We start from the raw sequence: 23,381 nt of genomic DNA on the forward strand, positions 1-23,381 counted from the left end.
TTAACTTCTTAAATTCATACGATGCAAAAGGCATCGCTACAATTACGCCCGGGCAGCCCGGCTCACTTCATTTGCCACTCGCTCGGTGGCATCCGGAATGGATGCAGCGCGGGCGCGTTCTGCCATGGTTAATAAGGTTTCTCGCGACCACCCGGCCAGGGTGTTGGCGACAGCATCCACGCTAAGCTGTGGCTGCTCGATAATTTTGGCTGCGCCCGCTTTTTCCAGCGGTAGCGCATTCCAGTATTGCTGGCGGTCTTTATGTTGAAACGGCACAAACAACGCCGGTAGTCCTGCCGCGGCGATTTCACTCACCGTTAAAGCACCGGAGCGGCAAACGACGACATCCGCCCACGCATACGCCGCCGCCATATCATCAATAAATTCCGTCACTTTATGCTGCGGTTGCCCCGCTTCGGCATACGCCTGTTCAACGGATTGTTGCGAACCTTTACCGCTCTGATGCCAGATAGTGACTGAATCACCCAGTTTCGCAGCAACCTGCGGCATTGTCTGGTTAAGAATGCGTGCGCCCTGGGAACCACCCACTACCAGCACACGAACCGGACCTTCACGTCCAGCCAAACGTTGCTGCGGCAACGGCAGCGCCAGTACATCGGTACGCACCGGGTTACCCACCACTTCCGCATTAGGGAAAGCGCCTGGAAACGCCTGCATCACTTTGGTGGCAATCTTCGCCAGCCATTTATTGGTTAAGCCCGCAATACCGTTTTGTTCATGAAGTACAACCGGAATGCCTAACGACCACGCGGCCAGACCACCTGGACCTGATACATAGCCGCCCATACCGAGTACCACGTCAGGTTTGTACGCTTTCATAATCGCCCGCGCCTGACGCCAGGCGTTGAAGATACGCAGCGGCGCAGCTATCAGTGCTTTTATACCTTTTCCACGCAGACCAGAGATACGAATGAAATCAATTTCGATGCCATGTTTTGGCACTAAGTCCGCTTCCATACGGTCGGCAGTCCCCAGCCAGCGAACTTGCCAACCCTGAGCCATTAGATGGTGCGCAACCGCCAGTCCCGGGAATACATGTCCACCGGTTCCGCCTGCCATCACCATTAATCGCTTTCCTTGACCACTCATCGTGAACCTCGTACAAACGCCTGCGCTTTCTCCAGACGCGTTTCATAATCAATACGCAACAGCATCATGATGGCTGTCGACATAATCAGTAAGCTCGAACCACCGTAACTGATCAGCGGCAATGTCAGACCTTTGGTCGGTAACATCCCCGCCGCCGCGCCTACGTTAACCAGCGCCTGGAAGCTAAACCAGATGCCAATAGAACAGGCGAGAAAACCGGAAAAACGGTGGTCAATTTCTAACGCTTTGCGGCCAATCGACATCGCGCGAAAAGCGACGAAGAATACCATTAAAAGTGCCAGCACCACACCGACATACCCCAGTTCTTCGCCGATAATGGCGAAAATAAAGTCAGTGTGCGCTTCCGGCAGATACTCCAGTTTTTGTACCGAGTTACCTAAACCTTGTCCCCAAAGTTCGCCGCGACCAAACGCCATCAGCGATTGCGTTAACTGATAGCCGCTGCCAAAGGGATCTTCCCACGGGTTCCAGAATGCGGTAACACGGCGGATACGGTACGGTTCGGCGAGTATCAGCAACACAACCGCTGAAATGCCCATACCGATAATGGCAATGAACTGCCACAATTTCGCTCCCGCCAGGAACAACATCGCCAGCGTAGTCACAAACAACACCACCACCGTACCAAGGTCTGGCTGTGCCAGCAGTAACACTGCCAACACCAGAATCACGCCCATCGGTTTCAGGAAGCCGCGCAGGTTATTACGTACTTCGTCGCCTTTACGCACCAGATAGTTGGCGATATAACAAAACAGCGACAGTTTTGTCAGCTCCGCAGGCTGGATACGCAGCAAACCGAGATCGATCCAACGCGATGCCCCTTTAACCGAGCTACCCACTACCAGCACGATCATCAGCAGGATGATAGATCCGAGCAGCATCGTGGCACTGTAGCGTTGCCAGAACTCCATCGGCAGACGCAGCGTAATGATCGCCAGAATGAATGCCAGGATCAGATAGACGCCATCACGCTTCGCGAAGAAGAACGGATCGTTGGTTAAGCGTTGCCCTATGGGCATTGACGCCGAGGTCACCATGATAAAGCCAATCGCCGCAAGGCCGAAGGTCAGCCACAGTAAGGTGCGATCGTACATGATCAGGCTGTCGGTATCTTTTTCCCGCGAGCCCATCACCCAGCCTTTTAGCGCCGTGGAGATCCAGACCAGGATACTGAATCCTGGCAGGCGCGGCATTTTCAGGCGAGGGAGAGATAAACGCATCAACCTAACTCCTTCGCCAGACGGGCAAACTCATTGCCTCGTTGTTCAAAGTTCTTGAACTGATCAAGGCTGGCACAGGCCGGGGAGAGCAGAACCATATCGCCCGGCTGAACACGCGGAGCCAGCAAGCGCATCGCCTGTTCCATAGTTTCGGTTTGTTCTGCCACTTCCGGGCGTAGCGCCGCCAGCTGCGCACCGTCACGACCAAAACAGTACAAACGCACGTTGTCGCCATTCAGATAGCGCGCCAGTGGACTGAAGTCCGCCGATTTACCATCGCCGCCCAGCAACAAATGCAGCGTGCCGTCTACCTGCAAGCCATTCAACGCCGCTTCCGTACTGCCGACGTTAGTGGCTTTCGAATCGTTAATCCAGCGTACGCCATTGTGCTCCAGCACCACTTCAAAGCGATGCGGCAGACCGGTGAAGGTGGTTAACGCTTTCAGGCTGCTGGCGCGCGGCAAACCAGCTGCGTCTGCCAGTGCCAGTGCTGCCAGCGCATTGGTGTAGTTATGCTGCCCGGAAAGTTTCATCTCTTTCACGTTCAGCACTTTCTCGCCTTTCACTCGCAGCCAGGTTTCTCCCTGCTGATGATTCAGGTGATAGTCACCCATGTTGACGCCAAAGCTGACGCAGCGTTCATCAGCACCGCGAATCGGCATTGTTAAGGCATCATCAGCATTGACGACACAAACTTTCGCATTTTCGTAAATACGCAATTTTGCCGCACGGTATTGCTGCAAACCAAACGGATAGCGGTCCATATGATCTTCAGTCACGTTCAGAATGGTCGCCGCCACCGCCTGTAAGCTGGAAGTGGTTTCCAGCTGGAAGCTCGACAGTTCCAGCACGTACAGTTCGCACTCAGCATCAAGCAGCATCAACGCTGGCAGGCCAATATTGCCACCCACACCAACGTTAACCCCCGCCGCTTTCGCCATTTCACCCACTAGCGTGGTGACCGTGCTTTTGCCGTTAGAACCGGTAATCGCCACAATCGGTGCTTGTGCTTCGCGGCAGAACAGCTCGATATCGCCAACGATTTCGATTCCGGCATCAGCGGCAGCGCTTAAGGATGGATGCGCCAGTGCAATACCGGGACTGGCGACAATCAGATCTGCCGCCATCAGCCATTCATCATTCAGACTGCCCGTGTGGCGTTCTACGGCTTCGGGTAATTTATCCAGGCCAGGCGGTGTCATACGCGTATCCATAACGCGCGGCGTCACACCGCGAGCGAGGAAAAAGTCCACGCAGGAAAGCCCAGTGAGGCCCAGGCCGATAATGACGACATTTTTACCCTGATAATCAGCCATGATTAACGTACCTTCAGCGTTGCCAGACCAATCAGAACCAGCATCAGCGAAATAATCCAGAAACGCACAATGACGCGCGGTTCCGGCCAGCCTTTCAGTTCATAGTGGTGATGAATCGGTGCCATGCGGAAAATACGTTGTCCGCGCAGTTTAAAGGAGCCGACCTGCAGGATGACAGAAAGCGTTTCTACCACGAACACGCCCCCCATAATCACCAGCAGGAATTCCTGACGTAGCAGTACGGCGATAATGCCTAACGCACCACCTAACGCCAGCGAACCTACATCGCCCATAAAGACCTGCGCCGGATAGGTGTTAAACCACAGGAAGCCCAGTCCTGCCCCGACTATCGCCGTGCAGACAATGACCAGTTCCCCGGCGTGTCGCAGATACGGTATGTGTAAATAGCTGGCAAAGTTCATGTTGCCGGTCGCCCACGCCACCAGCGCAAAACCACCGGCGACAAATACGGTCGGCATAATTGCCAGGCCGTCGAGACCATCGGTCAGGTTTACCGCGTTGCCAGTACCCACAATGACGAAGTAAGCCAGCAGAATGTAGAACAGCCCCAGCTGCGGCATCACATCTTTAAAGAATGGGACCACCAGCTGCGTTGCGGGCGTGTCTTTGCCGGCAAGGTACAGGGCGAAGGCGATACCCAGCGCAATGACCGACATCCAGAAATACTTCCAACGAGCGATCAACCCTTTGGTGTCTTTACGCACCACTTTGCGATAATCATCAACAAAGCCAATAACACCGTAACCTACCAGCACCACCAACACGCACCAGACGTACGGATTGGACGGGTAAGCCCACAGCAGTACGGAGATCACAATCGCCGTCAGGATCATAATCCCGCCCATGGTCGGCGTACCGCGCTTGCTGAAGTGTGATTCAGGACCGTCGTTACGCACCACCTGACCAAAGGAAAGTTTTTGCAAATGAGCAATCATACGCGGGCCCATCCACAATGAGATGAACAGCGCGGTCAGCAGGCTGACGATGGCGCGAAACGTCAGATAGGAAAAGACGTTAAAGCCGGAATAATATTTGACCAAATGTTCGGCCAGCCAAACTAACATGTCCCATTCTCCTGTAAAGCGCGTACTACCTCTTCCATGGCGGCACTACGTGAACCCTTAACTAAAATCGTAATTACCTGTTGCTCAGCAATCAGTGATTTAAGACGCGTAATTAACGCAGTTTTATCAGCAAAATGTTCGCCAACGCCGCTGGCGGTGCTGATAGCATGGCTTTGTTTACCCACGCTTAACACGCGGTCAATACCAGCAGCTTTTGCCGCCTCGCCCACCTGTACATGGCAGGCTTCGCTTTCAGCGCCCAGTTCCGCCATATCGCCCACCACCAGCACGCGGTAGCCCGGCATTTCAGCCAGTACCTGAACAGCGGCGGTCATTGAACCGACATTGGCGTTGTAGGAGTCGTCGAGCAGCAACTGGTTTTCTGCCAGTTGGATGGGGAACAGACGGCCTGGAACAGCTTTCAGATTTGCCAGCCCCGCTTTGATAGCATCAAGCGTTGCGCCCACGGACATGGAGAGCGCAGCGGCTGCCAGCGCATTCGCAATATTGTGACGCCCCGGCAACGGCAGCAGAACATCGACGCTACCGGTTGGGGTTTGTAGGGTAAATTCCGTACCGTGCGAGGTCACATGGATATTGGTGGCGGTGAAATCGCTGTTGGCGGCATTGGGTGAGAAACGCCACACTTTGCGTGAGCCAATTACGCTCTGCCAGTTCAGCCAGTCGTTGTTGTCGGCGTTCATAATGGCGATACCGTTTTCCGGCAGGCCGCTAAAGATTTCACCTTTCGCTTTCGCGACACCCGCAAGCGAGCCAAAACCTTCCAGATGCGCCGCTGCCAGGTTGTTGACCAGCGCAGCTTCCGGGCGAGTCAGACTCACAGTCCAGGCTATTTCGCCCTGATGGTTCGCGCCAAGTTCAATAACTGCGTAATCGTATTCCGGCGTTAAGCGCAACAGCGTCATCGGTACACCGATGTCGTTGTTGAGATTGCCTGCCGTATAAAGCGTGTTGCCGCACTGGCTTAAAATCGCCGCCGTCATCTCTTTAACGGAGGTTTTGCCGGAGGACCCCGTCAGAGCAACCACGCGCGCCGGAACTTGCTGGCGAACCCATGCAGCCAGTTCACCAAACGCCAGACGCGTATCCTTGACGATTAACTGCGGCAGGTCGATGTCCAGCGGACGGCTAACCAGTAGTGCGCCTGCGCCGCCAGCTTTCGCCTGGTCGGCAAAATCGTGGGCATCAAAACGTTCGCCTTTCAGGGCAACAAACAGGCAGCCCGGCGTCAGTTTTCGGGTATCAGTGGTTACAGCATCAAGGGTGATATCTGCACCTTGCAGTTCACCGTTGAGAATATCGGTAAGTTGGCTAAGGGTTACGCTAATCATGCAATCACCCCCAGCAGACGCGCCACCGTGACGCGATCGGAGTAGTCCAGACGCTGATTGCCAACAATCTGGTAATCCTCATGGCCTTTGCCCGCGACCAGTACCACATCATTCTCTTTAGCCTGCATAACGGCGCAAGTCACCGCTTCAGCACGGCCTTCCATCACTTTGGCATGTCCGGCATCTAACATTCCCGCCAGAATATCGTTGATGATGGCACGCGGTTCTTCGGTACGCGGGTTATCGTCCGTCACCACCGCCACGTCAGCAAACTCTTCGGCAATTGCGCCCATCAGTGGACGCTTACCTTTATCGCGATCGCCACCACAGCCAAAGACGCACCACAGCTTGCCCGCACAGTGCAGGCGCGCCGCCTGTAAGGCTTTTTCCAGTGCATCCGGCGTATGCGCGTAATCCACCACCACCGTCGGTTTGCCTGGCGCAGTGAACACTTCCATACGTCCGCAAACCGGTTGCAGACGCGCGGCGGTTTTTAACAGATCAGCCAGCGGGTAGCCAAGTGCCAGCAGTGTCGCCAGCGCGAGCAGCAGGTTGCTGACGTTAAAAGCGCCCATCAGATGGCTTTCAATTTCGCCATCGCCCCAACTTGAACTAAAGCGAATGGTCGCGCCGCTGTCGTGATAGTTCACTTCGGTCGCTTTCAACCAGCGTCCGTGACAGTTCGGATTGATATGATCTTCCATTGATACCGCAACCGCGTCCGGCAGTTTTGCCAGCCAGCGGCGGCCCACTTCATCGTCGGCGTTAACAATCGCCTGACCACAATGATGTTCAGAATAAAGCAGCCATTTCGCGGCTTCGTAGTGTTCCATATCACCATGATAATCAAGGTGATCGCGGCTTAAGTTGGTAAAGACCGACGCCGCAAATTTCAATGCCGCCACACGGTGCTGTACCAGCCCGTGGGAGGAAACTTCCATTGCGCAAAACGTCGCGCCCTGATCCACCAGCCCCGCCAGCTCATGCTGAACATCGACTGCCGAACCGGTGGTATTTTCTGTCGGGATCACTTTCCCCAGCAGACCGTTACCAACGGTGCCCATTACCGCGCTGGTTTCGCCAAGCAGTTGGCTCCACTGCGCCAGCAGCTGGGTAGTCGTGGTTTTGCCGTTGGTGCCCGTTACGCCTACGAGACGTAAATTGTCAGAGGGTTCATGGTAAAAGCGGCCCGCCAGTGCAGATAAACGCTCGTTGAGCTGGCTGAGATAGATGACCGGTACGCCGTGCATTTCACGGATTTCACCGTCGGTCGCCTCACCTTTCGCCTCTGCAATAATGGCAGCCACACCTTGCGCTATCGCCTGCGGGATATATCGACGCCCGTCCGCCTGATGACCTACTACAGCTACAAAGAGATCGCCCGCCGCAGCCACACGGCTGTCGAGTGTCATCTCTCGCAGTGCTCGCGAAGGTGCGTCTGGCACCCACGGAGCAAGAAGGTCGCGCAAATTACGATCTGCCACCTGTCCCCTCGCCTTGATTAATCACAAATTCATTTTTATCGCCCGTTGTCAGCGCATCCGGCTCGATGTTCATGGTACGCAATACGCCGCCCATGATGGCACCAAAGACCGGCGCTGAAACGGCGCCGCCGTAGTATTTACCCGCCTGCGGATCGTTGATAACAACAACCAGCGCGAAGCGCGGCTGACTCGCAGGCGCAACGCCTGCGGTATAAGCAATATATTTATTGATGTAGCGACCGTCCGGCCCGACCTTTTTCGCGGTACCGGTTTTAATGGCGATACGATAGCCTTTAATCGCCGCCTTCACGCCGCCGCCGCCTGGTAGCGCCACGCTTTCCATCATATGCACCACAGTGCGGACAATGGATTCCGGGAAGACACGTTCACCGGGAACCGGGGGGTCAACTTTGGTAATCGACAGTGGGCGATAAATGCCGTAGCTGCCGATAGTTGCGTAGACTCGCGCTAACTGTAACGGTGTTACCATTAGCCCGTAGCCGAAAGAGAAGGTGGCCCTCTCTATGTCAGACCACCGTTGTTTTTGAGGATATAAGCCACTGCGTTCTCCGACCAACCCCAAATTGGTCGCTTTTCCCAGTCCAAAACGTGAGTAAGTATCTACTAACGCTGAGGACGGCATCGCTAACGCCAGCTTGGAAACACCGACGTTACTCGACTTCTGTAATACCCCGGTCAGGGTTAATTCGCTGTAGCGTGCCACGTCTTTGATTTCGTGGCCGTTAATTCGATAAGGAATGGTATTGAGTACCGAGTTTTCCCGCACCACGCCACGTTGCAACGCGGTCATTACCACCATCGGTTTAACCGTTGAGCCCGGTTCAAACACGTCGGTGATGGTACGGTTACGCATCGCCTCTTTCGGCGTGCCGCTCAGATTGTTAGGGTTGTATGACGGGCTGTTAGCCATCGCCAGCACTTCACCGGTGTTGACATCCACCAGCACGGCGCTACCAGATTCAGCCTTGTTAAAGGCCACCGCGTTGTTCAGTTCGCGATAAACCAGCGCCTGCAGGCGTTCATCAATACTCAGCGCCAGGTTGTGCGCTGCCTGGCTGTCAGTAGAAGAAATATCTTCAATTACGCGACCATAGCGGTCTTTACGCACAATGCGCTCACCCGGCTGCCCGGTAAGCCATTTATCGAAACTCTTCTCAACGCCCTCAATCCCTTGACTATCGACGTTAGTAAAGCCGATGAGGTGAGCAGTCACTTCGCCGGACGGATAGTAACGGCGAGACTCTTCACGCAGATGAATCCCCGGCAGTTTCAGTTTTTTGATGTAGTCCGCCATGTCAGGGTTCACCTGACGCGCCAGATAAATAAAGCGCCCTTTCGGGTTGGCGTTAATGCGGGCTGAAAGCTGATCCAGCGGAATATTGAGCGCGTTAGCCAGCGCCTTCCAGCGGTCACCGACGCTGATACCGCCAGCGTCATGCACTTCTTTCGGGTCAGCCCAAATCGCTTTTACCGGCACGCTCACCGCTAACGGGCGACCAGAACGGTCAGTAATCATGCCGCGGGAGGTGGAAACTTGCTGAACGCGAAGAGAACGCATGTCGCCCTCTTTCACCAGCATATCCGGGGAGATAACTTGTAACCACGCTACGCGTCCGAGCAGAAAAGCCAGCGCCAGGAGAATACAGCCGCATAACAACGCAAAACGCCAACTGATAAAGTTGGCATGTTCTTCCTGACGTTTTGGTTTCTGCGTTTTCGCCGCTGCTTTCATGCGTCGCGTTTATCCTTATTTTTGCACTACGATATTTTCTTGTGACGGATCAACATGCTGCATTTGCAGCTTTTCCGTGGCGATCCTTTCCACCCGGCTATGGTCGCCGAGCGCATTCTCTTCAAGGATCAGGTTGCGCCATTCAATGTCTAAAGCATCTCGCTCCAGCACCAGTTGTTCGCGCTGAGCGGTCAGTAAACGGGTATGGTGCGCCGTGGTTACCACAGTCACCGCCGTCAAAATAATGCAAATGAACAGGCAGAGTGGCAGCTTCCCAAATCGCAAAAGATCGTCACCGATAACACCAGGCAATGCATGGCGCTCGTGGCTTCCCATCGATCCTTTAACTTTGCTTAGAGCTTCTGTCACTCTGCTGATCATGCATTCGTCCTCTCTGCAATACGCAGAACTGAACTACGGGCACGAGGGTTCTCAGCCACCTCTTCTTCGCCCGGCATTAACTTGCCTAGTGCTCGCAGCTGACGGCCACCCAGTTTTTTGAGCTGCTCTTCAGTCATCGGTAACCCTGCCGGAACTTGCGGACCGCGGCTGTTTTCACGCATAAAACGTTTCACAATACGGTCTTCCAGCGAGTGGAAGCTGATGATCGAAAGCCGCCCACCCGGGGCCAGCACGTTGAGCGAGCTTTTTAGCGCCTGCTCTATCTCCTCCAGTTCACTGTTTACCCAAATGCGCACCGCCTGGAAGGTACGGGTCGCGGGATGTTTAAACTTATCTTTCACCGGCGTTGCAGCAGCCACGACTTCCGCCAGTTCTTTGGTGCGGGTCATCGGCTGTTCGCGGTTACGCTCGACAATGGCGCGGGCAATGCGTTTGGCAAAACGCTCTTCACCATAGGTTTTCAATACCCAGGCGATATCGGCTTCTTCTGCGGTTTGTAGCCATTCAGCGGCTGACTGCCCACGGGTTGGGTCCATACGCATGTCCAGCGGACCATCGCGCATAAAGGAAAAGCCGCGCTCAGCATCATCAAGTTGCGGTGAAGAGACGCCAAGATCGAGGAGAATGCCGTCGATCTTGCCGATAAGATCGCGCTCGGCAACGTATTCGCCCAGCGCGGAGAAAGGTCCGTGGATGATGGAGAAGCGCGGATCATCAATAGTCTTCGCAACGGCGATAGCCTGCGGGTCGCGATCGATCGCCAGCAAACGCCCCTCTTCGCCAAGCTGCGAGAGGATCAGACGTGAGTGACCACCGCGACCAAAAGTCCCATCAATGTAGATGCCATCAGGACGGATATTGAGGCCATTAACGGCTTCATCCAGCAGCACCGTAGTATGTTTATAGTTTTCCATCATTTTATAGAGACAAGTCCTGCAGTCGCTCCGATAAGTCTCCGGTAGCCAACTGCTCTGCGTCGATATCTTCCTTGACCTGTTGATGCCAGGTTGTTTCATCCCACAGCTCAAACTTGTTGAACTGTCCAACCAGCATCACTTCTTTTGTCAGCCCGGCATGTTGCCGCAGTACTGGCGCGATTAACAATCGACCTGCGCCATCCATCTGACATTCGCTGGCATGACCTAACAGTAGGCGCTGCACACGGCGCTCAACCGGGTTCATGCTCGACAGACGCGATAATTTTTGCTCGATAATTTCCCATTCAGGCAGGGGGTAAAGCAGCAGGCACGGGTGATGAATGTCAATGGTGCAAACCATTTGACCGGCAGCGTTCTCAAGCAGCTGTTCCCGGTAACGGGTAGGCACTGATAAGCGCCCTTTGCTGTCGAGATTGACTAACGTTGCTCCCCGGAACATGCCAGCCTCACCCCTTATTCCCACTTTGCCCCACAATTTCCCACTGAAAGGAGTTTACGGAGCGGAGGAAAAGCTTGTCAAGCCAGTCACAAGGCATACCGAGGTAAAAAACCCGATGTTTACGGCTAATATCAGCGTTGTTTATTTTACGTCCAACGTGCGCAGCAAATTAACGTTATGAATAGCTGTAAGAAAAAATCCCTCATCGTCATCACCGTTTTAAAATGACTCACTATTTTCCACAGCAAATATAAAGTGTCAGTTTGCGACGCGAGCGGCATTTTAGGACATATCTTCCCCGGTTAACAGTCCCTGTTGCGTCTGTGTGGCGCTTGATGCCAGCGGGTTTGCGCAAAAGCAAAGAAAAGTGCTTGTTAAATCGGCAATTCATCTCTGCATGTAACAAAATAATGCAAAAACGCGCTGTCGATATCACTTAATTATTGTGAATTTCAGCTGGTGAGTTAATTAACGGGCGGGTTTAAAAGAACTTATCAATAATAGTCAGGAATAGTCTTATTTACTTTAAGGATATTGATGTCCATTCCCGTACTCTACGCGCCAGAGGGAAATTCACCTGGCGCGTATTTTTGTTCGCGGCTTAGCTACGGCTGAGCACACCGCGGCGATAGAGATTACGTTTAATGCGCGTTAAACCAGGTTTTGGCTTACGCGGTTCGTCCAGGCTTGCCAGGACAATCTCCAGCACACGCTCTGCGACATCGCGGTGACGTTGAGCCACTGCCAGCACCGGGCACTGTAAGAAGTCGAGCAGTTCGTTATCGCCAAAGGTGGCAATTGCCAGGTCAGAAGGCAGTTTACCATCGCGACGTAGCGTGACATCCATCACCCCTTGCAACAACGCAAACGACGTTGTGAACAGCGCCTGCGGCATCGGATGCGTTTCCAGCCATTTTTCGAATAACTGGGCAGCCGCCTCCCGCTCATAGCTGTTGGCATACAGGAAATGCACTTCGCGCGGATCATCTTTCCAGGCAGTACGGAAACCTTGTTCACGCAGGAAGCTGACAGAAAGCTCCGGCAGCGCGCCAAGATAAAGCACCGTCTCGGCGGGAAACTTACGTAACTCTTCCGCCAGCATTTCGGCATCATCCTGATCGGCACCAACCACGCTGGTGAAATGTTCACGATCGAGGGCGCGGTCCAGCGCGACAATCGGGAACGGGTCGTTAGCCCAGCGTTGATAAAAAGGATGCTCAGGTGGCAACGACGTCGAAACAATAATGGCATCAACCTGACGCTGTAAAAGGTGCTCAATGCAGCGCATTTCGTTGTCTGGCTGATCTTCTGAGCAGGCAATCAGCAGTTGATAACCCCGTTGCCGCGCCTGGCGCTCAAGATAGTTAGCGATGCGGGTATAGCTGGTGTTCTCCAGATCGGGGATCACAAGACCAATAGAACGTGTGCGTCCAGCACGAAGCCCAGCTGCCACGGCGTTCGGGTGGTAATTGTGCTCACGCACCACAGCCATGACTTTTTCAACGGTTTTGTCGCTCACACGGTATTGCTTCGCTTTGCCGTTAATAACATAGCTTGCAGTGGTCCGCGACACTCCCGCCAGCCGAGCGATTTCATCCAGTTTCACAATTGCCCCTTGCGTAAAATGTAAAAACCATAGCCATTGTACTGGTATGGGTTAAATTCATTAACATCTAAGCGCAGAAAATTAACTGCGGCAACTGCTTTTATTCCAGGTTCCCACTGATTTCGCAAAAAAAGCCCAACGTGACATGTTGGGCTGCAAATTGCGCACTGAGATCATTCTCAACGCATTATTTTATCGCCGCGCGAAAGTCCGACCACACCAGAGCGAGCAACTTCCACAATTTTCGCCACATCGCGAATCGATGCTAAAAATGCATCAAGCTTATCGCTGGTGCCTGCTAATTGAACGGTATAAAGCGAGGGGGTGACATCGATAATTTGCCCACGGAATATTTCCGTATTACGTTTCACTTCGTCACGCCCGTAACCGCTGGCCTGAATTTTCACCAGCATGATTTCCCGCTCAACATGCGCGCCCTGCCCCAACTCACTCACGCGCAAGACATCGACCAGCTTGTGTAATTGCTTTTCGATCTGCTCAAGCACTTTTTCATCGCCCACGGTCTGGATGGTCATACGCGATAATGTCGGATCGTCGGTTGGCGCAACGGTCAGGCTTTCAATGTTGTAGCCACGCTGGGAAAAAAGGCCAATCACGCGGGATAACGCGCCTGATTCATTTTCGAGTAAGACTGATAATATCCGGCGCATAATCAGGTTCTCTCCGTTTTGCTTAACCACATTTCATCCATTCCGCCCCCGCGAATCTGCATCGGGTAGACGTGCTCACTGCCATCGACGGTAACATCAACAAACACCAGGCGATTATTGCACACCTGTTCCAGCGCCTCGCTAAGTTTGCTTTCCAGCTCATGCGGATGAGAGATCTGGATCCCGACGTGACCATAGGCTTCCGCCAGACGGACGAAATCGGGTAGTGATTGCATATAAGATTGTGAATGACGGCCGGAATAGATCATGTCCTGCCACTGTTTCACCATCCCCAGATAGCGGTTATTGAGATTCACCACCAGTACCGGCAACTCGTATTGCAACGCGGTAGACAGTTCCTGGATGTTCATCTGAATACTGCCGTCGCCAGTGACGCAAACCACGGTTTCTTCTGGCAACGCCATTTTGACGCCCAGTGCCGCAGGTAAACCAAAACCCATCGTGCCGAGGCCACCGGAATTGATCCAGCGACGCGGTTTGTCGAATGGATAATAAAGTGCAGCAAACATCTGGTGCTGCCCGACATCGGACGTCACGTAAGCGTCTCCCTTCGTCAACCGCCAAAGAGTCTCGATCACCGCCTGCGGTTTAATCTTTTCACTGTGAGTGTCATATTTCAGGCACTGACGAGCGCGCCACTGTTCAATTTGCTGCCACCAGTCGCGGATCTCATCCAGTGGTTGATGGGCGGATTCTTGCGACAAGAGTTCAAGCATTTGTTCGAGGACCTGGCGAGCATCCCCCACAATCGGGATATCCGCAGTCACGGTTTTAGAAATGGAAGTAGGATCAATATCGATATGCAGAACAGTGGCATTTGGGCAGTACTTTGCCAGATTGTTCGTCGTTCGGTCATCAAATCGTACCCCGACGGCGAAAATCACATCCGCGTTATGCATCGTCATATTGGCTTCGTAGGTACCGTGCATTCCCAGCATGCCCAGCGCCTGACGATGCGTTGCCGGAAACGCCCCCAGCCCCATCAATGAGGAAACAACGGGCAGATTCAACGCCTCCACCGTTTCTTTCAACTGCTGATGGCAGCCCGCCATGATTGCCCCACCGCCTACGTAGACAACCGGTTTTTTTGCCGCTACCAGCGTTTGCAGAGCGCGCTTAATTTGCCCTTTATGTCCGGTAGTAGTGGGATTGTAAGAACGCATACTGACCGACTCAGGCCAGACATAGGGTAATTTGTTCGCCGGATTAAGAATATCTTTCGGTAAATCAACGACCACTGGTCCTGGGCGACCACTTGCCGCCAGCCAGAAAGCCTTTTTCAGCACCTGCGGAATGTCTTCCGTTTGCTTAACCAGAAAACTGTGTTTAACCACCGGTCGCGAAATCCCCACCATGTCGCACTCCTGAAAGGCATCGTAACCTATCAACGAGGTCGCTACCTGCCCGGAAAGGACAACTAATGGAATGGAATCCATATAAGCGGTGGCGATGCCGGTAATCGCATTGGTCGCCCCTGGACCCGACGTTACCAGCACGACGCCGACTTCCCCGGTCGCGCGCGCCAGACCATCGGCCATATGCACTGCCGCCTGCTCATGACGAACTAAAACATGATCGATACCACCCACGGTATGCAATGCATCGTAAATATCAAGGACTGCGCCTCCGGGATAACCGAATACTTGTTTAACGCCCTGATCGATAAGCGATCGGACGACCATCTCGGCTCCAGACAACATCTCCATGGCCTGCCTCACTGTTTGACGGAAAAAATGTGTAAAACACATTAACCGTCCGATCTTGCTTAAGCAATTGGCAGCCAGAGACATAAACGCAGGGTAATAAGAATAAACAGGAGGAAAGGTGAAAAGAAACGATAAAATCCTCCATTACGAAGGATTAAATTGATAATAAATCGGCTGAATCCCACAACTTACAGCAATTTCTCTATTTTTTTAATTAATCCTAAAACAGAGAGCCCACACATTCAGAATAAAATTCTACATTCAATAAAAAATACAGAATAAACCAGACATTCATGCCTGACCTATTCTGCATTCAGTTAGCGTTTGCAAATTGAGACTAATTGCTCTTCCATCCACTGATGGCCTTTATCGCGCCCGGCAGCTTCATGCCAGGAGAGATAACAGGTTCTGCTATTTTGTTTTAACGGCAGCGGTAATACCTGTAATTCTAAGGATTCAGCGAACTCTTCAGCCAGCCAACGCGGCGCAATAGCGACCAAATGCGTTTGCGACACCACGCTAAGTACGCTCATCATTGCCATGCCCTGATACGCGATACTGGCTTGCTTATCTACCGTGTCATACCAAGGTTGACTAAATGACGCGAAACGATCGAGCGAAACCGCCGCATGTTGTTCGTTATAAACATCATGTTTCAGTAACGGGCCCTTAATTGTTGGATGATTTTTGCTGGCTACCAGCACCATTTCATCTTTAAATAATGGCACGCTGGTAAATTCAGGACGATGGAAGTCTTCATAACTAATCACAAACTCCGTTTCCTGATAACGCAGCTGATGTTCAGTGTTCTGATTTAATGAAGACTTGAACATAACATGTATATTTGGCGCAATCTGCTCAATGTGATTATAAATCTGCGAGGTCAGAATGCTGTCTAACGGGCTGCAAACACAAAGATGAAATACACGTTCACTGCTCGCGGGTTCAAAACCTGAACCAGGCAATTCATTTTGTACTAGTTGCAATGCCTGACGAACTGAGCCAAAAAGTTGAAATGCGCGAGCAGTCGGTTGAATACCACGGCCATAACGAACAAAAAGCTCGTCATTAAACATCACCTTCAGGCGTGCAACAGCGTTACTGACCGCAGGTTGCGACATACCCAGAACATGAGCGGCACGGGTAATGTTTTGCTCCTGCATCACGGCATCGAAAACGGTTAATAAGTTGAGATCGACCATGCGTAGCTGTGGCTTGCTTAACTCCGCCGTCTCTGAATGATCTGTTTGTACCTCTGGCATACTTAACTCCACTGTCACACTTAACTCCCTTTCCCTTATTGGAATGCAGAGAAATAATCCTGAAGAATATGATTTATCATGCATATAAAATAAGAAAAAGCAAAATGAGTAAAATTCGGAAAACATAAAGATACGGGTTCTGATAAAAACAGAATCCATTGCCGTGGAATGAGTCATTTACCACAGCATAATAATCCATAATGTTTTTGTTGCGAAAACAATCTAATCATAACTACCGCGAATACTCAATCATCTACAAAATGGATTAAATGTGCTTATTTAATAATTAATTTATATATTTAATGCATTAATTCTTAACATTAATTGATCAATAATATTCACCAAATCAATATCAAAAAAAATCGCAAAACATATAATTCAATACAAATCATCAGGATAGGTTTTGCAACGCGTGCATTTTGTCCCCTTTTTCCTCGTTGATTAGATGCAAAAATTTATGCTGAAATATGTCAACCGATGAAAAGCGTCGGTAGTTAAGCAGAAATTAATATCGCTTACTTTAACCACCGCAGCACAATTAGCTAATTTTACGGGTGCAGAACTCACGCTGGCGGGACGTTTTTATTGCGTCAGGGTTGACATCCGTTTTTGTATCCAGTAACTCTAAAAGCATATCGCATTCATCTGGAGCTGATTTAATGACTCACATCGTTCGCTTTATCGGTCTACTACTACTAAACGCATCTTCTTTGCGCGGTAGACGAGTGAGCGGCATCCAGCATTAAGCCAGCACGCAGTCAAACAAAAAACCCGCGCCATTGCGCGGGTTTTTTTATGCCCGAAGCGAGGCGCTCTAAAAGAGACAAGGACCCAAACCATGAGCCAGCAAGTCATTATTTTCGATACCACATTGCGCGACGGTGAACAGGCGTTACAGGCAAGCTTGAGTGTGAAAGAAAAACTGCAAATTGCGCTGGCCCTTGAGCGTATGGGTGTTGACGTGATGGAAGTCGGTTTCCCCGTCTCTTCGCCGGGCGATTTTGAATCGGTGCAAACCATCGCCCGCCAGGTTAAAAACAGCCGCGTATGTGCGTTAGCTCGCTGCGTGGAAAAAGATATCGACGTGGCGGCCGAATCCCTGAAAGTCGCCGAAGCCTTCCGTATTCATACCTTTATTGCTACCTCCCCAATGCACATCGCCACCAAGCTGCGCAGCACCCTGGACGAGGTGATCGAACGCGCTATCTATATGGTGAAACGCGCCCGTAATTACACCGATGATGTTGAATTTTCTTGCGAAGATGCCGGGCGTACACCCATTGCCGATCTGGCGCGAGTGGTCGAAGCGGCGATTAATGCCGGTGCCACCACCATCAACATTCCGGACACCGTGGGCTACACCATGCCGTTTGAGTTCGCCGGAATCATCAGCGGCCTGTATGAACGCGTACCTAACATCGACAAAGCCATTATTTCCGTACATACCCACGACGATTTAGGCCTGGCGGTCGGCAACTCACTGGCGGCGGTACATGCCGGTGCACGCCAGGTGGAAGGTGCAATGAACGGGATCGGCGAGCGTGCCGGTAACTGTTCGCTGGAAGAAGTCATCATGGCGATTAAAGTTCGTAAGGATATTCTCAACGTCCACACCGCCATTAATCACCAGGAAATATGGCGCACCAGCCAGTTAGTTAGCCAGATTTGTAATATGCCGATCCCGGCAAACAAAGCCATTGTTGGCAGCGGCGCATTCGCACACTCCTCCGGTATCCACCAGGATGGCGTGCTGAAAAACCGCGAAAACTACGAAATCATGACACCAGAATCTATTGGTCTGAACCAAATCCAGCTGAATCTGACCTCTCGTTCGGGGCGTGCGGCGGTGAAACATCGCATGGACGAGATGGGGTATAAAGAAAGTGAATATAATTTAGACAATTTGTACGACGCCTTCCTGAAGCTGGCGGACAAAAAAGGTCAGGTGTTTGATTACGATCTGGAGGCGCTGGCCTTCATCGGTAAGCAGCAAGAAGAGCCGGAGCATTTCCGTCTGGATTACTTCAGCGTGCAGTCTGGCTCTAACGATATCGCCACCGCCGCCGTCAAACTGGCCTGTGGCGAAGAAGTCAAAGCAGAAGCCGCCAACGGTAACGGTCCGGTCGATGCCGTCTATCAGGCAATTAACCGCATCACTGACTATAACGTCGAACTGGTGAAATACAGCCTGACCGCCAAAGGTCACGGTAAAGATGCGCTGGGTCAGGTGGATATTGTCGCCAACTACAACGGTCGCCGCTTCCACGGCGTCGGCCTGGCCACCGATATTGTCGAGTCCTCCGCCAAAGCCATGGTGCACGTACTGAACAATATCTGGCGTGCCGCAGAAGTCGAAAAAGAGTTGCAACGCAAAGCTCAACACAACGAAAACAACAAGGAAACCGTGTGATGTCGAAGAATTACCATATTGCCGTATTGCCGGGGGACGGTATTGGTCCGGAAGTGATGACCCAGGCGCTGAAAGTGCTGGATGCCGTGCGCAACCGCTTTGCGATGCGCATCACCACCAGCCATTACGATGTAGGCGGCGCAGCCATTGATAACCACGGGCAACCACTGCCGCCTGCGACGGTTGAAGGTTGTGAGCAAGCCGATGCCGTGCTGTTTGGCTCGGTAGGCGGTCCGAAATGGGAACATTTACCACCAGACCAGCAACCAGAACGCGGCGCGCTGTTGCCTTTGCGTAAGCACTTCAAATTATTCAGCAACCTGCGCCCGGCAAAACTGTATCAGGGGCTGGAAGCATTCTGTCCGCTGCGTGCAGACATTGCCGCTAACGGCTTCGACATCCTGTGCGTGCGCGAACTGACCGGCGGCATCTATTTCGGTCAGCCAAAAGGCCGCGAAGGTAGCGGACAATATGAAAAAGCGTTTGATACCGAGGTGTATCACCGTTTTGAGATCGAGCGTATTGCCCGCATCGCGTTTGAATCTGCTCGTAAACGTCGCCACAAAGTCACCTCAATCGACAAAGCTAACGTGCTGCAATCCTCTATTTTATGGCGTGAAATCGTCAACGAGATCGCCACGGAATACCCGGATGTCGAACTGGCGCATATGTACATCGACAACGCCACCATGCAGCTGATTAAAGATCCATCACAGTTTGACGTTCTGCTGTGCTCCAACCTGTTTGGCGACATTCTGTCTGACGAGTGCGCAATGATCACTGGCTCGATGGGGATGTTGCCTTCCGCCAGCCTGAACGAGCAAGGTTTTGGTCTGTATGAACCGGCAGGCGGCTCAGCACCAGATATCGCAGGCAAAAACATCGCCAACCCGATTGCGCAAATTCTGTCGCTGGCACTGCTGCTGCGCTACAGCCTGGATGCCGATGATGCGGCTTGCGCCATTGAACGCGCCATTAACCGCGCATTAGAAGAAGGCATTCGCACCGGGGATTTAGCCCGTGGCGCTGCCGCCGTTAGTACCGATGAAATGGGCGATATCATTGCCCGCTATGTGGCAGAAGGGGTGTAATCATGGCTAAAACGTTATACGAAAAATTATTCGACGCTCACGTAGTGTACGAAGCCGAAAACGAAACCCCGCTGTTATATATCGACCGCCACCTGGTGCATGAAGTGACCTCACCGCAGGCGTTCGATGGTCTGCGCGCCCACGGTCGCCCGGTACGTCAGCCGGGCAAAACCTTCGCCACTATGGATCACAACGTCTCTACCCAGACGAAAGACATTAATGCCTGTGGTGAAATGGCGCGCATCCAGATGCAGGAGCTGATTAAAAACTGCAAAGAATTTGGCGTCGAACTGTATGACCTGAATCACCCGTATCAGGGGATCGTCCACGTAATGGGGCCGGAACAGGGCGTCACCTTGCCGGGGATGACCATTGTCTGCGGCGACTCGCATACCGCCACCCACGGCGCGTTTGGCGCACTGGCCTTTGGTATCGGCACTTCCGAAGTTGAACACGTACTGGCAACGCAAACCCTGAAACAGGGCCGCGCAAAAACCATGAAAATTGAAGTCCAGGGCAAAGCCGCGCCGGGCATTACCGCAAAAGATATCGTGCTGGCAATTATCGGTAAAACCGGTAGCGCAGGCGGCACCGGGCATGTGGTGGAGTTTTGCGGCGAAGCAATCCGTGATTTAAGCATGGAAGGTCGTATGACCCTGTGCAATATGGCAATCGAAATGGGCGCAAAAGCCGGTCTGGTTGCACCGGACGAAACCACCTTTAACTATGTCAAAGGCCGTTTGCATGCGCCGAAAGGCAAAGATTTCGACGACGCCGTTGCCTACTGGAAAACCCTGCAAACCGACGAAGGCGCAACTTTCGATACCGTTGTCACTCTGCAAGCAGAAGAAATTTCACCGCAGGTCACCTGGGGCACCAATCCAGGCCAGGTGATTTCCGTGAACGACAATATTCCCGATCCGGCTTCGTTTGCCGATCCGGTTGAACGCGCGTCGGCAGAAAAAGCGCTGGCCTATATGGGGCTGAAACCGGGCATTCCGCTGACCGAAGTGGCTATCGACAAAGTGTTTATCGGTTCCTGTACCAACTCGCGCATTGAAGATTTACGCGCGGCAGCGGAGATCGCCAAAGGGCGAAAAGTCGCGCCAGGCGTGCAGGCACTGGTGGTTCCCGGCTCTGGCCCGGTAAAAGCCCAGGCGGAAGCGGAAGGTCTGGATAAAATCTTTATTGAAGCCGGTTTTGAATGGCGCTTGCCTGGCTGCTCAATGTGTCTGGCGATGAACAACGACCGTCTGAATCCGGGCGAACGTTGTGCATCCACCAGCAACCGTAACTTTGAAGGCCGCCAGGGGCGCGGCGGGCGCACGCATCTGGTCAGCCCGGCAATGGCTGCCGCTGCTGCTGTGACCGGACATTTCGCCGACATTCGCAACATTAAATAAGGAGCACACCATGGCAGAGAAATTTATCAAACACACAGGCCTGGTGGTTCCGCTGGATGCCGCCAATGTCGATACCGATGCAATCATCCCGAAACAGTTTTTGCAGAAAGTGACCCGTACGGGTTTTGGCGCGCATCTGTTTAACGACTGGCGTTTTCTCGATGAAAAAGGCCAACAGCCAAACCCGGACTTCGTGCTGAACTTCCCGCAGTATCAGGGCGCTTCCATTTTGCTGGCACGAGAAAACTTCGGCTGTGGCTCCTCGCGTGAGCACGCGCCCTGGGCATTGACCGACTACGGTTTTAAAGTGGTGATTGCGCCGAGTTTTGCTGACATCTTCTACGGCAATAGCTTTAACAACCAGCTGCTGCCGGTGAAATTAAGCGATGCAGAAGTGGACGAACTGTTTGCGCTGGTGAAAGCCAATCCGGGGATCCATTTCGACGTGGATCTGGAAGCGCAAGAGGTGAAAGCGGGAGAGAAAACCTATCGCTTTACCATCGATGCCTTCCGCCGCCACTGCATGATGAACGGTCTGGACAGTATTGGGCTTACCTTGCAGCACGACGACGCCATTGCCGCTTATGAAGCAAAACAACCTGCGTTTATGAATTAATCCCCTTGCCCGGTCAAATGACCGGGCTTTCCGCTATCGTCCACGTCATCAAACGTCTTTAACCTTTGCGGTTAAAAATAATGCGACAACAGAAATAACCGCAATTACCCAGTAGACAGCAAAGTGCCCCCAACTTTGTGCAATTGCTCCCTGAATAACGCCAGCCAGAATTACCCCGGTAGAAATACTGTTAGTAAATAAGGTGGTAGCTGCCCCCGCTCTTCCAGGCATTAAATCCTGAAACCATAGCATCCCAATACCCGCAACAATGCCGATAAATACAGCGTTAAAAAGTTGCAGCGTCATCAACGCCATACGGCTATGAAAGAAAATCAATCCGGTGTAAAACAGTACTCCTGCCGCCACTGCTATGACCATCATTCGCCGCTTACCATAACGTTTGACATAGTAGCCAGCCAGAATCATTGCTGGTATTTCCAGTCCAGCTGCCGTCCCCATCAGGAAACCCGCCAGTTTGTCTGGCAATCCTAACTCGCTACTGATCCACAACGGCATATCAATAATGTACATGGTGTTGCAGGTCCACATTAACGTCGAGGCGACAAATAACATCCGTACGTTACTATCCTGCCAGCCACCTTGCATTGATAAAGCATTTTCCGACGGCAGTTCTACCCGCGCCACAGACGGAAGCATAAATGCAATCAATACCAGACTGAGTGTGAATATCCCGGCGGCAATCGAAAACATCACCGTAAAGCCGTAATTCAACGCCAGCATAAAGGCCAACGGTGGACCGATAACCCATGCCAGAGAAAGCTGCGCACGCATCACCGAGCTAAACATCACCACTTCTCGCGCCGAGTTATCCGCATATTCCCGCGCCAGAGCAAATAACTGTGGCATTGCCGTATTGGCCAGAGATGCCAGAAGCACACCACAGGTGATAAGCGTCAGATAATGACGATTAAATGCAAACAATAGCGCATTGCCGATAGCCATCAAACAGCAAAATATAATCAGTTTTCGCCGATCGCCCTGACTGTCAGAACGTTTTGCCAACCAGAGGCTTACGCCGATCCCAGCAATAGCATTCACCGTATAAAAGAGTCCGATCCAGAAAGGTTGCGCGCCAACCTCACGACTCAGAAATAAGCTCAATGTAGGAGCCTGTAGCGCCCCGGCCACCCCCATCATAAAAGCGACCAGCATAAATGCCGCGTAAACACCGTTCATACGGCGAGCCATCGTCATTATCCAGATCATACGTTCCCTTTTTAGCGCGGCGAGAATAAAAAAAACCAGCAGGTATAATCTGCTGGCGGGTGATTTTACACCAATACTCAGTCACACATGATGCAGGCAAGTCAACTTTCAGAATTGCGGTCATCCCACTGCATCAGTTCTTCAAGCATGGTTAATCGTTGTGGGACGCTTAACCAACGCAACCAGCACAACTTCGCTGTCGCGGTAAAATAGTGCTGATAAAACTGACGCATGGGGCACCTCCTTGC

General features: G+C 52.3%; 23 protein-coding genes. 6 read left to right on the forward strand and 17 right to left on the reverse strand.

The features are described from left to right. Positions 1 to 42: 42 nt before the first annotated feature. The 14 genes from murG to ilvI form a co-directional block, all read right to left on the reverse strand. Positions 43 to 1,110 (reverse strand): undecaprenyldiphospho-muramoylpentapeptide beta-N-acetylglucosaminyltransferase, encoded by a 1,068-nt coding sequence (gene murG, locus HGD79_RS11610; RefSeq protein WP_000016559.1) that lies wholly within the window; start codon positions 1,108 to 1,110, stop codon positions 43 to 45. Then, positions 1,107 to 2,351, reverse strand: a complete 1,245-nt coding sequence (gene ftsW, locus HGD79_RS11615; RefSeq protein ID WP_001295532.1) for a cell division protein FtsW — start codon at positions 2,349 to 2,351, stop codon at positions 1,107 to 1,109. Before ftsW ends, murG begins: the two co-directional genes overlap by 4 nt. Then, positions 2,351 to 3,667, reverse strand: a complete 1,317-nt coding sequence (gene murD, locus HGD79_RS11620; protein ID WP_000796468.1) for a UDP-N-acetylmuramoyl-L-alanine--D-glutamate ligase — start codon at positions 3,665 to 3,667, stop codon at positions 2,351 to 2,353. Before murD ends, ftsW begins: the two co-directional genes overlap by 1 nt. A 2-nt stretch (positions 3,668 to 3,669) precedes the next feature. Further along, positions 3,670 to 4,752, reverse strand: coding sequence for a phospho-N-acetylmuramoyl-pentapeptide-transferase (gene mraY / locus HGD79_RS11625; RefSeq protein ID WP_000964126.1), 1,083 nt, complete (start codon positions 4,750 to 4,752; stop codon positions 3,670 to 3,672). Beyond that, positions 4,746 to 6,104 carry a UDP-N-acetylmuramoyl-tripeptide--D-alanyl-D-alanine ligase gene (gene murF, locus HGD79_RS11630; protein ID WP_000626688.1) on the reverse strand — a complete coding sequence of 453 codons (1,359 nt, stop codon included), beginning with the start codon at positions 6,102 to 6,104 and terminating at the stop codon, positions 4,746 to 4,748. The genes mraY and murF overlap by 7 nt, the downstream gene beginning before the upstream one ends. After that, complete coding sequence (murE, locus tag HGD79_RS11635; protein WP_000785152.1) at positions 6,101 to 7,588, reverse strand: UDP-N-acetylmuramoyl-L-alanyl-D-glutamate--2,6-diaminopimelate ligase; 1,488 nt, start codon at positions 7,586 to 7,588, stop codon at positions 6,101 to 6,103. The genes murF and murE overlap by 4 nt, the downstream gene beginning before the upstream one ends. Next, positions 7,575 to 9,341: a peptidoglycan glycosyltransferase FtsI gene (gene ftsI, locus HGD79_RS11640; protein WP_000642196.1), complete on the reverse strand. Its 1,767-nt coding sequence runs from the start codon at positions 9,339 to 9,341 to the stop codon at positions 7,575 to 7,577. Before ftsI ends, murE begins: the two co-directional genes overlap by 14 nt. 15 nt (positions 9,342 to 9,356) lie before the next feature. Continuing rightward, positions 9,357 to 9,722 carry a cell division protein FtsL gene (gene ftsL, locus HGD79_RS11645; RefSeq protein WP_000625658.1) on the reverse strand — a complete coding sequence of 122 codons (366 nt, stop codon included), beginning with the start codon at positions 9,720 to 9,722 and terminating at the stop codon, positions 9,357 to 9,359. Then, on the reverse strand, positions 9,719 to 10,660 hold the full coding sequence (rsmH, locus tag HGD79_RS11650) for a 16S rRNA (cytosine(1402)-N(4))-methyltransferase RsmH (RefSeq protein ID WP_000970479.1): 942 nt from the start codon (positions 10,658 to 10,660) through the stop codon (positions 9,719 to 9,721). The genes ftsL and rsmH overlap by 4 nt, the downstream gene beginning before the upstream one ends. Before the next feature lies 1 nt (position 10,661). Further along, positions 10,662 to 11,120, reverse strand: a complete 459-nt coding sequence (gene mraZ, locus HGD79_RS11655; RefSeq protein WP_001295770.1) for a division/cell wall cluster transcriptional repressor MraZ — start codon at positions 11,118 to 11,120, stop codon at positions 10,662 to 10,664. Between the two features lie 601 nt (positions 11,121 to 11,721). Beyond that, positions 11,722 to 12,726, reverse strand: a complete 1,005-nt coding sequence (gene cra, locus HGD79_RS11660) for a catabolite repressor/activator (protein WP_000762401.1) — start codon at positions 12,724 to 12,726, stop codon at positions 11,722 to 11,724. An 81-nt stretch (positions 12,727 to 12,807) separates the two neighbouring features. Then, positions 12,808 to 12,894 (reverse strand): fruR/shl operon leader peptide, encoded by an 87-nt coding sequence (locus HGD79_RS11665; protein ID WP_001303787.1) that lies wholly within the window; start codon positions 12,892 to 12,894, stop codon positions 12,808 to 12,810. Positions 12,895 to 12,905: 11 nt separating this feature from the next. Continuing rightward, on the reverse strand, positions 12,906 to 13,397 hold the full coding sequence (ilvN, locus tag HGD79_RS11670; RefSeq protein WP_001252744.1) for an acetolactate synthase small subunit: 492 nt from the start codon (positions 13,395 to 13,397) through the stop codon (positions 12,906 to 12,908). A 2-nt stretch (positions 13,398 to 13,399) separates the two neighbouring features. Then, positions 13,400 to 15,124, reverse strand: coding sequence for an acetolactate synthase 3 large subunit (ilvI, locus tag HGD79_RS11675; protein ID WP_000425657.1), 1,725 nt, complete (start codon positions 15,122 to 15,124; stop codon positions 13,400 to 13,402). A 118-nt stretch (positions 15,125 to 15,242) separates the two neighbouring features. Between ilvI and HGD79_RS26375 the strand changes: the two genes are divergently transcribed. Then, on the forward strand, positions 15,243 to 15,287 hold the full coding sequence (locus HGD79_RS26375; protein WP_128566915.1) for a hypothetical protein: 45 nt from the start codon (positions 15,243 to 15,245) through the stop codon (positions 15,285 to 15,287). A gap of 154 nt (positions 15,288 to 15,441) precedes the next feature. Here HGD79_RS26375 and leuO read toward each other — a convergent pair whose 3' ends face one another. Further along, a complete protein-coding gene (gene leuO / locus HGD79_RS11680; protein ID WP_001297362.1) occupies positions 15,442 to 16,386 on the reverse strand; it encodes a transcriptional regulator LeuO in 945 nt (314 codons plus the stop codon). Between the two features lie 659 nt (positions 16,387 to 17,045). On the opposite strand from leuO, the gene leuL reads away from it, so the two are divergent. The 5 genes from leuL (at position 17,046) to leuD (ending at position 21,906) form a co-directional block, all read left to right on the forward strand. Beyond that, positions 17,046 to 17,132, forward strand: a complete 87-nt coding sequence (gene leuL, locus HGD79_RS11685; protein WP_001300467.1) for a leu operon leader peptide — start codon at positions 17,046 to 17,048, stop codon at positions 17,130 to 17,132. A 92-nt stretch (positions 17,133 to 17,224) separates the two neighbouring features. Further along, positions 17,225 to 18,796 carry a 2-isopropylmalate synthase gene (leuA, locus tag HGD79_RS11690; RefSeq protein WP_000082846.1) on the forward strand — a complete coding sequence of 524 codons (1,572 nt, stop codon included), beginning with the start codon at positions 17,225 to 17,227 and terminating at the stop codon, positions 18,794 to 18,796. Beyond that, positions 18,796 to 19,887, forward strand: a complete 1,092-nt coding sequence (gene leuB, locus HGD79_RS11695; protein ID WP_000042353.1) for a 3-isopropylmalate dehydrogenase — start codon at positions 18,796 to 18,798, stop codon at positions 19,885 to 19,887. Before leuA ends, leuB begins: the two co-directional genes overlap by 1 nt. 2 nt (positions 19,888 to 19,889) lie before the next feature. Next, positions 19,890 to 21,290: a 3-isopropylmalate dehydratase large subunit gene (gene leuC / locus HGD79_RS11700; protein ID WP_001140652.1), complete on the forward strand. Its 1,401-nt coding sequence runs from the start codon at positions 19,890 to 19,892 to the stop codon at positions 21,288 to 21,290. Positions 21,291 to 21,300: 10 nt separating this feature from the next. Then, positions 21,301 to 21,906, forward strand: a complete 606-nt coding sequence (leuD, locus tag HGD79_RS11705) for a 3-isopropylmalate dehydratase small subunit (protein WP_000818228.1) — start codon at positions 21,301 to 21,303, stop codon at positions 21,904 to 21,906. A gap of 48 nt (positions 21,907 to 21,954) precedes the next feature. Here the strand turns inward: leuD and setA are convergent, their stop codons facing one another. Both setA and sgrT read right to left on the reverse strand, forming a co-directional pair. Then, positions 21,955 to 23,133, reverse strand: a complete 1,179-nt coding sequence (gene setA / locus HGD79_RS11710; protein ID WP_000637846.1) for a sugar efflux transporter SetA — start codon at positions 23,131 to 23,133, stop codon at positions 21,955 to 21,957. Between the two features lie 101 nt (positions 23,134 to 23,234). Then, positions 23,235 to 23,366 (reverse strand): glucose uptake inhibitor SgrT, encoded by a 132-nt coding sequence (gene sgrT / locus HGD79_RS11715; protein WP_001248767.1) that lies wholly within the window; start codon positions 23,364 to 23,366, stop codon positions 23,235 to 23,237. Positions 23,367 to 23,381 lie beyond the last annotated feature (15 nt).

The organism is Escherichia sp. SCLE84 (assembly GCF_012584495.1).
Lineage (GTDB): Bacteria > Pseudomonadota > Gammaproteobacteria > Enterobacterales > Enterobacteriaceae > ECMA0423.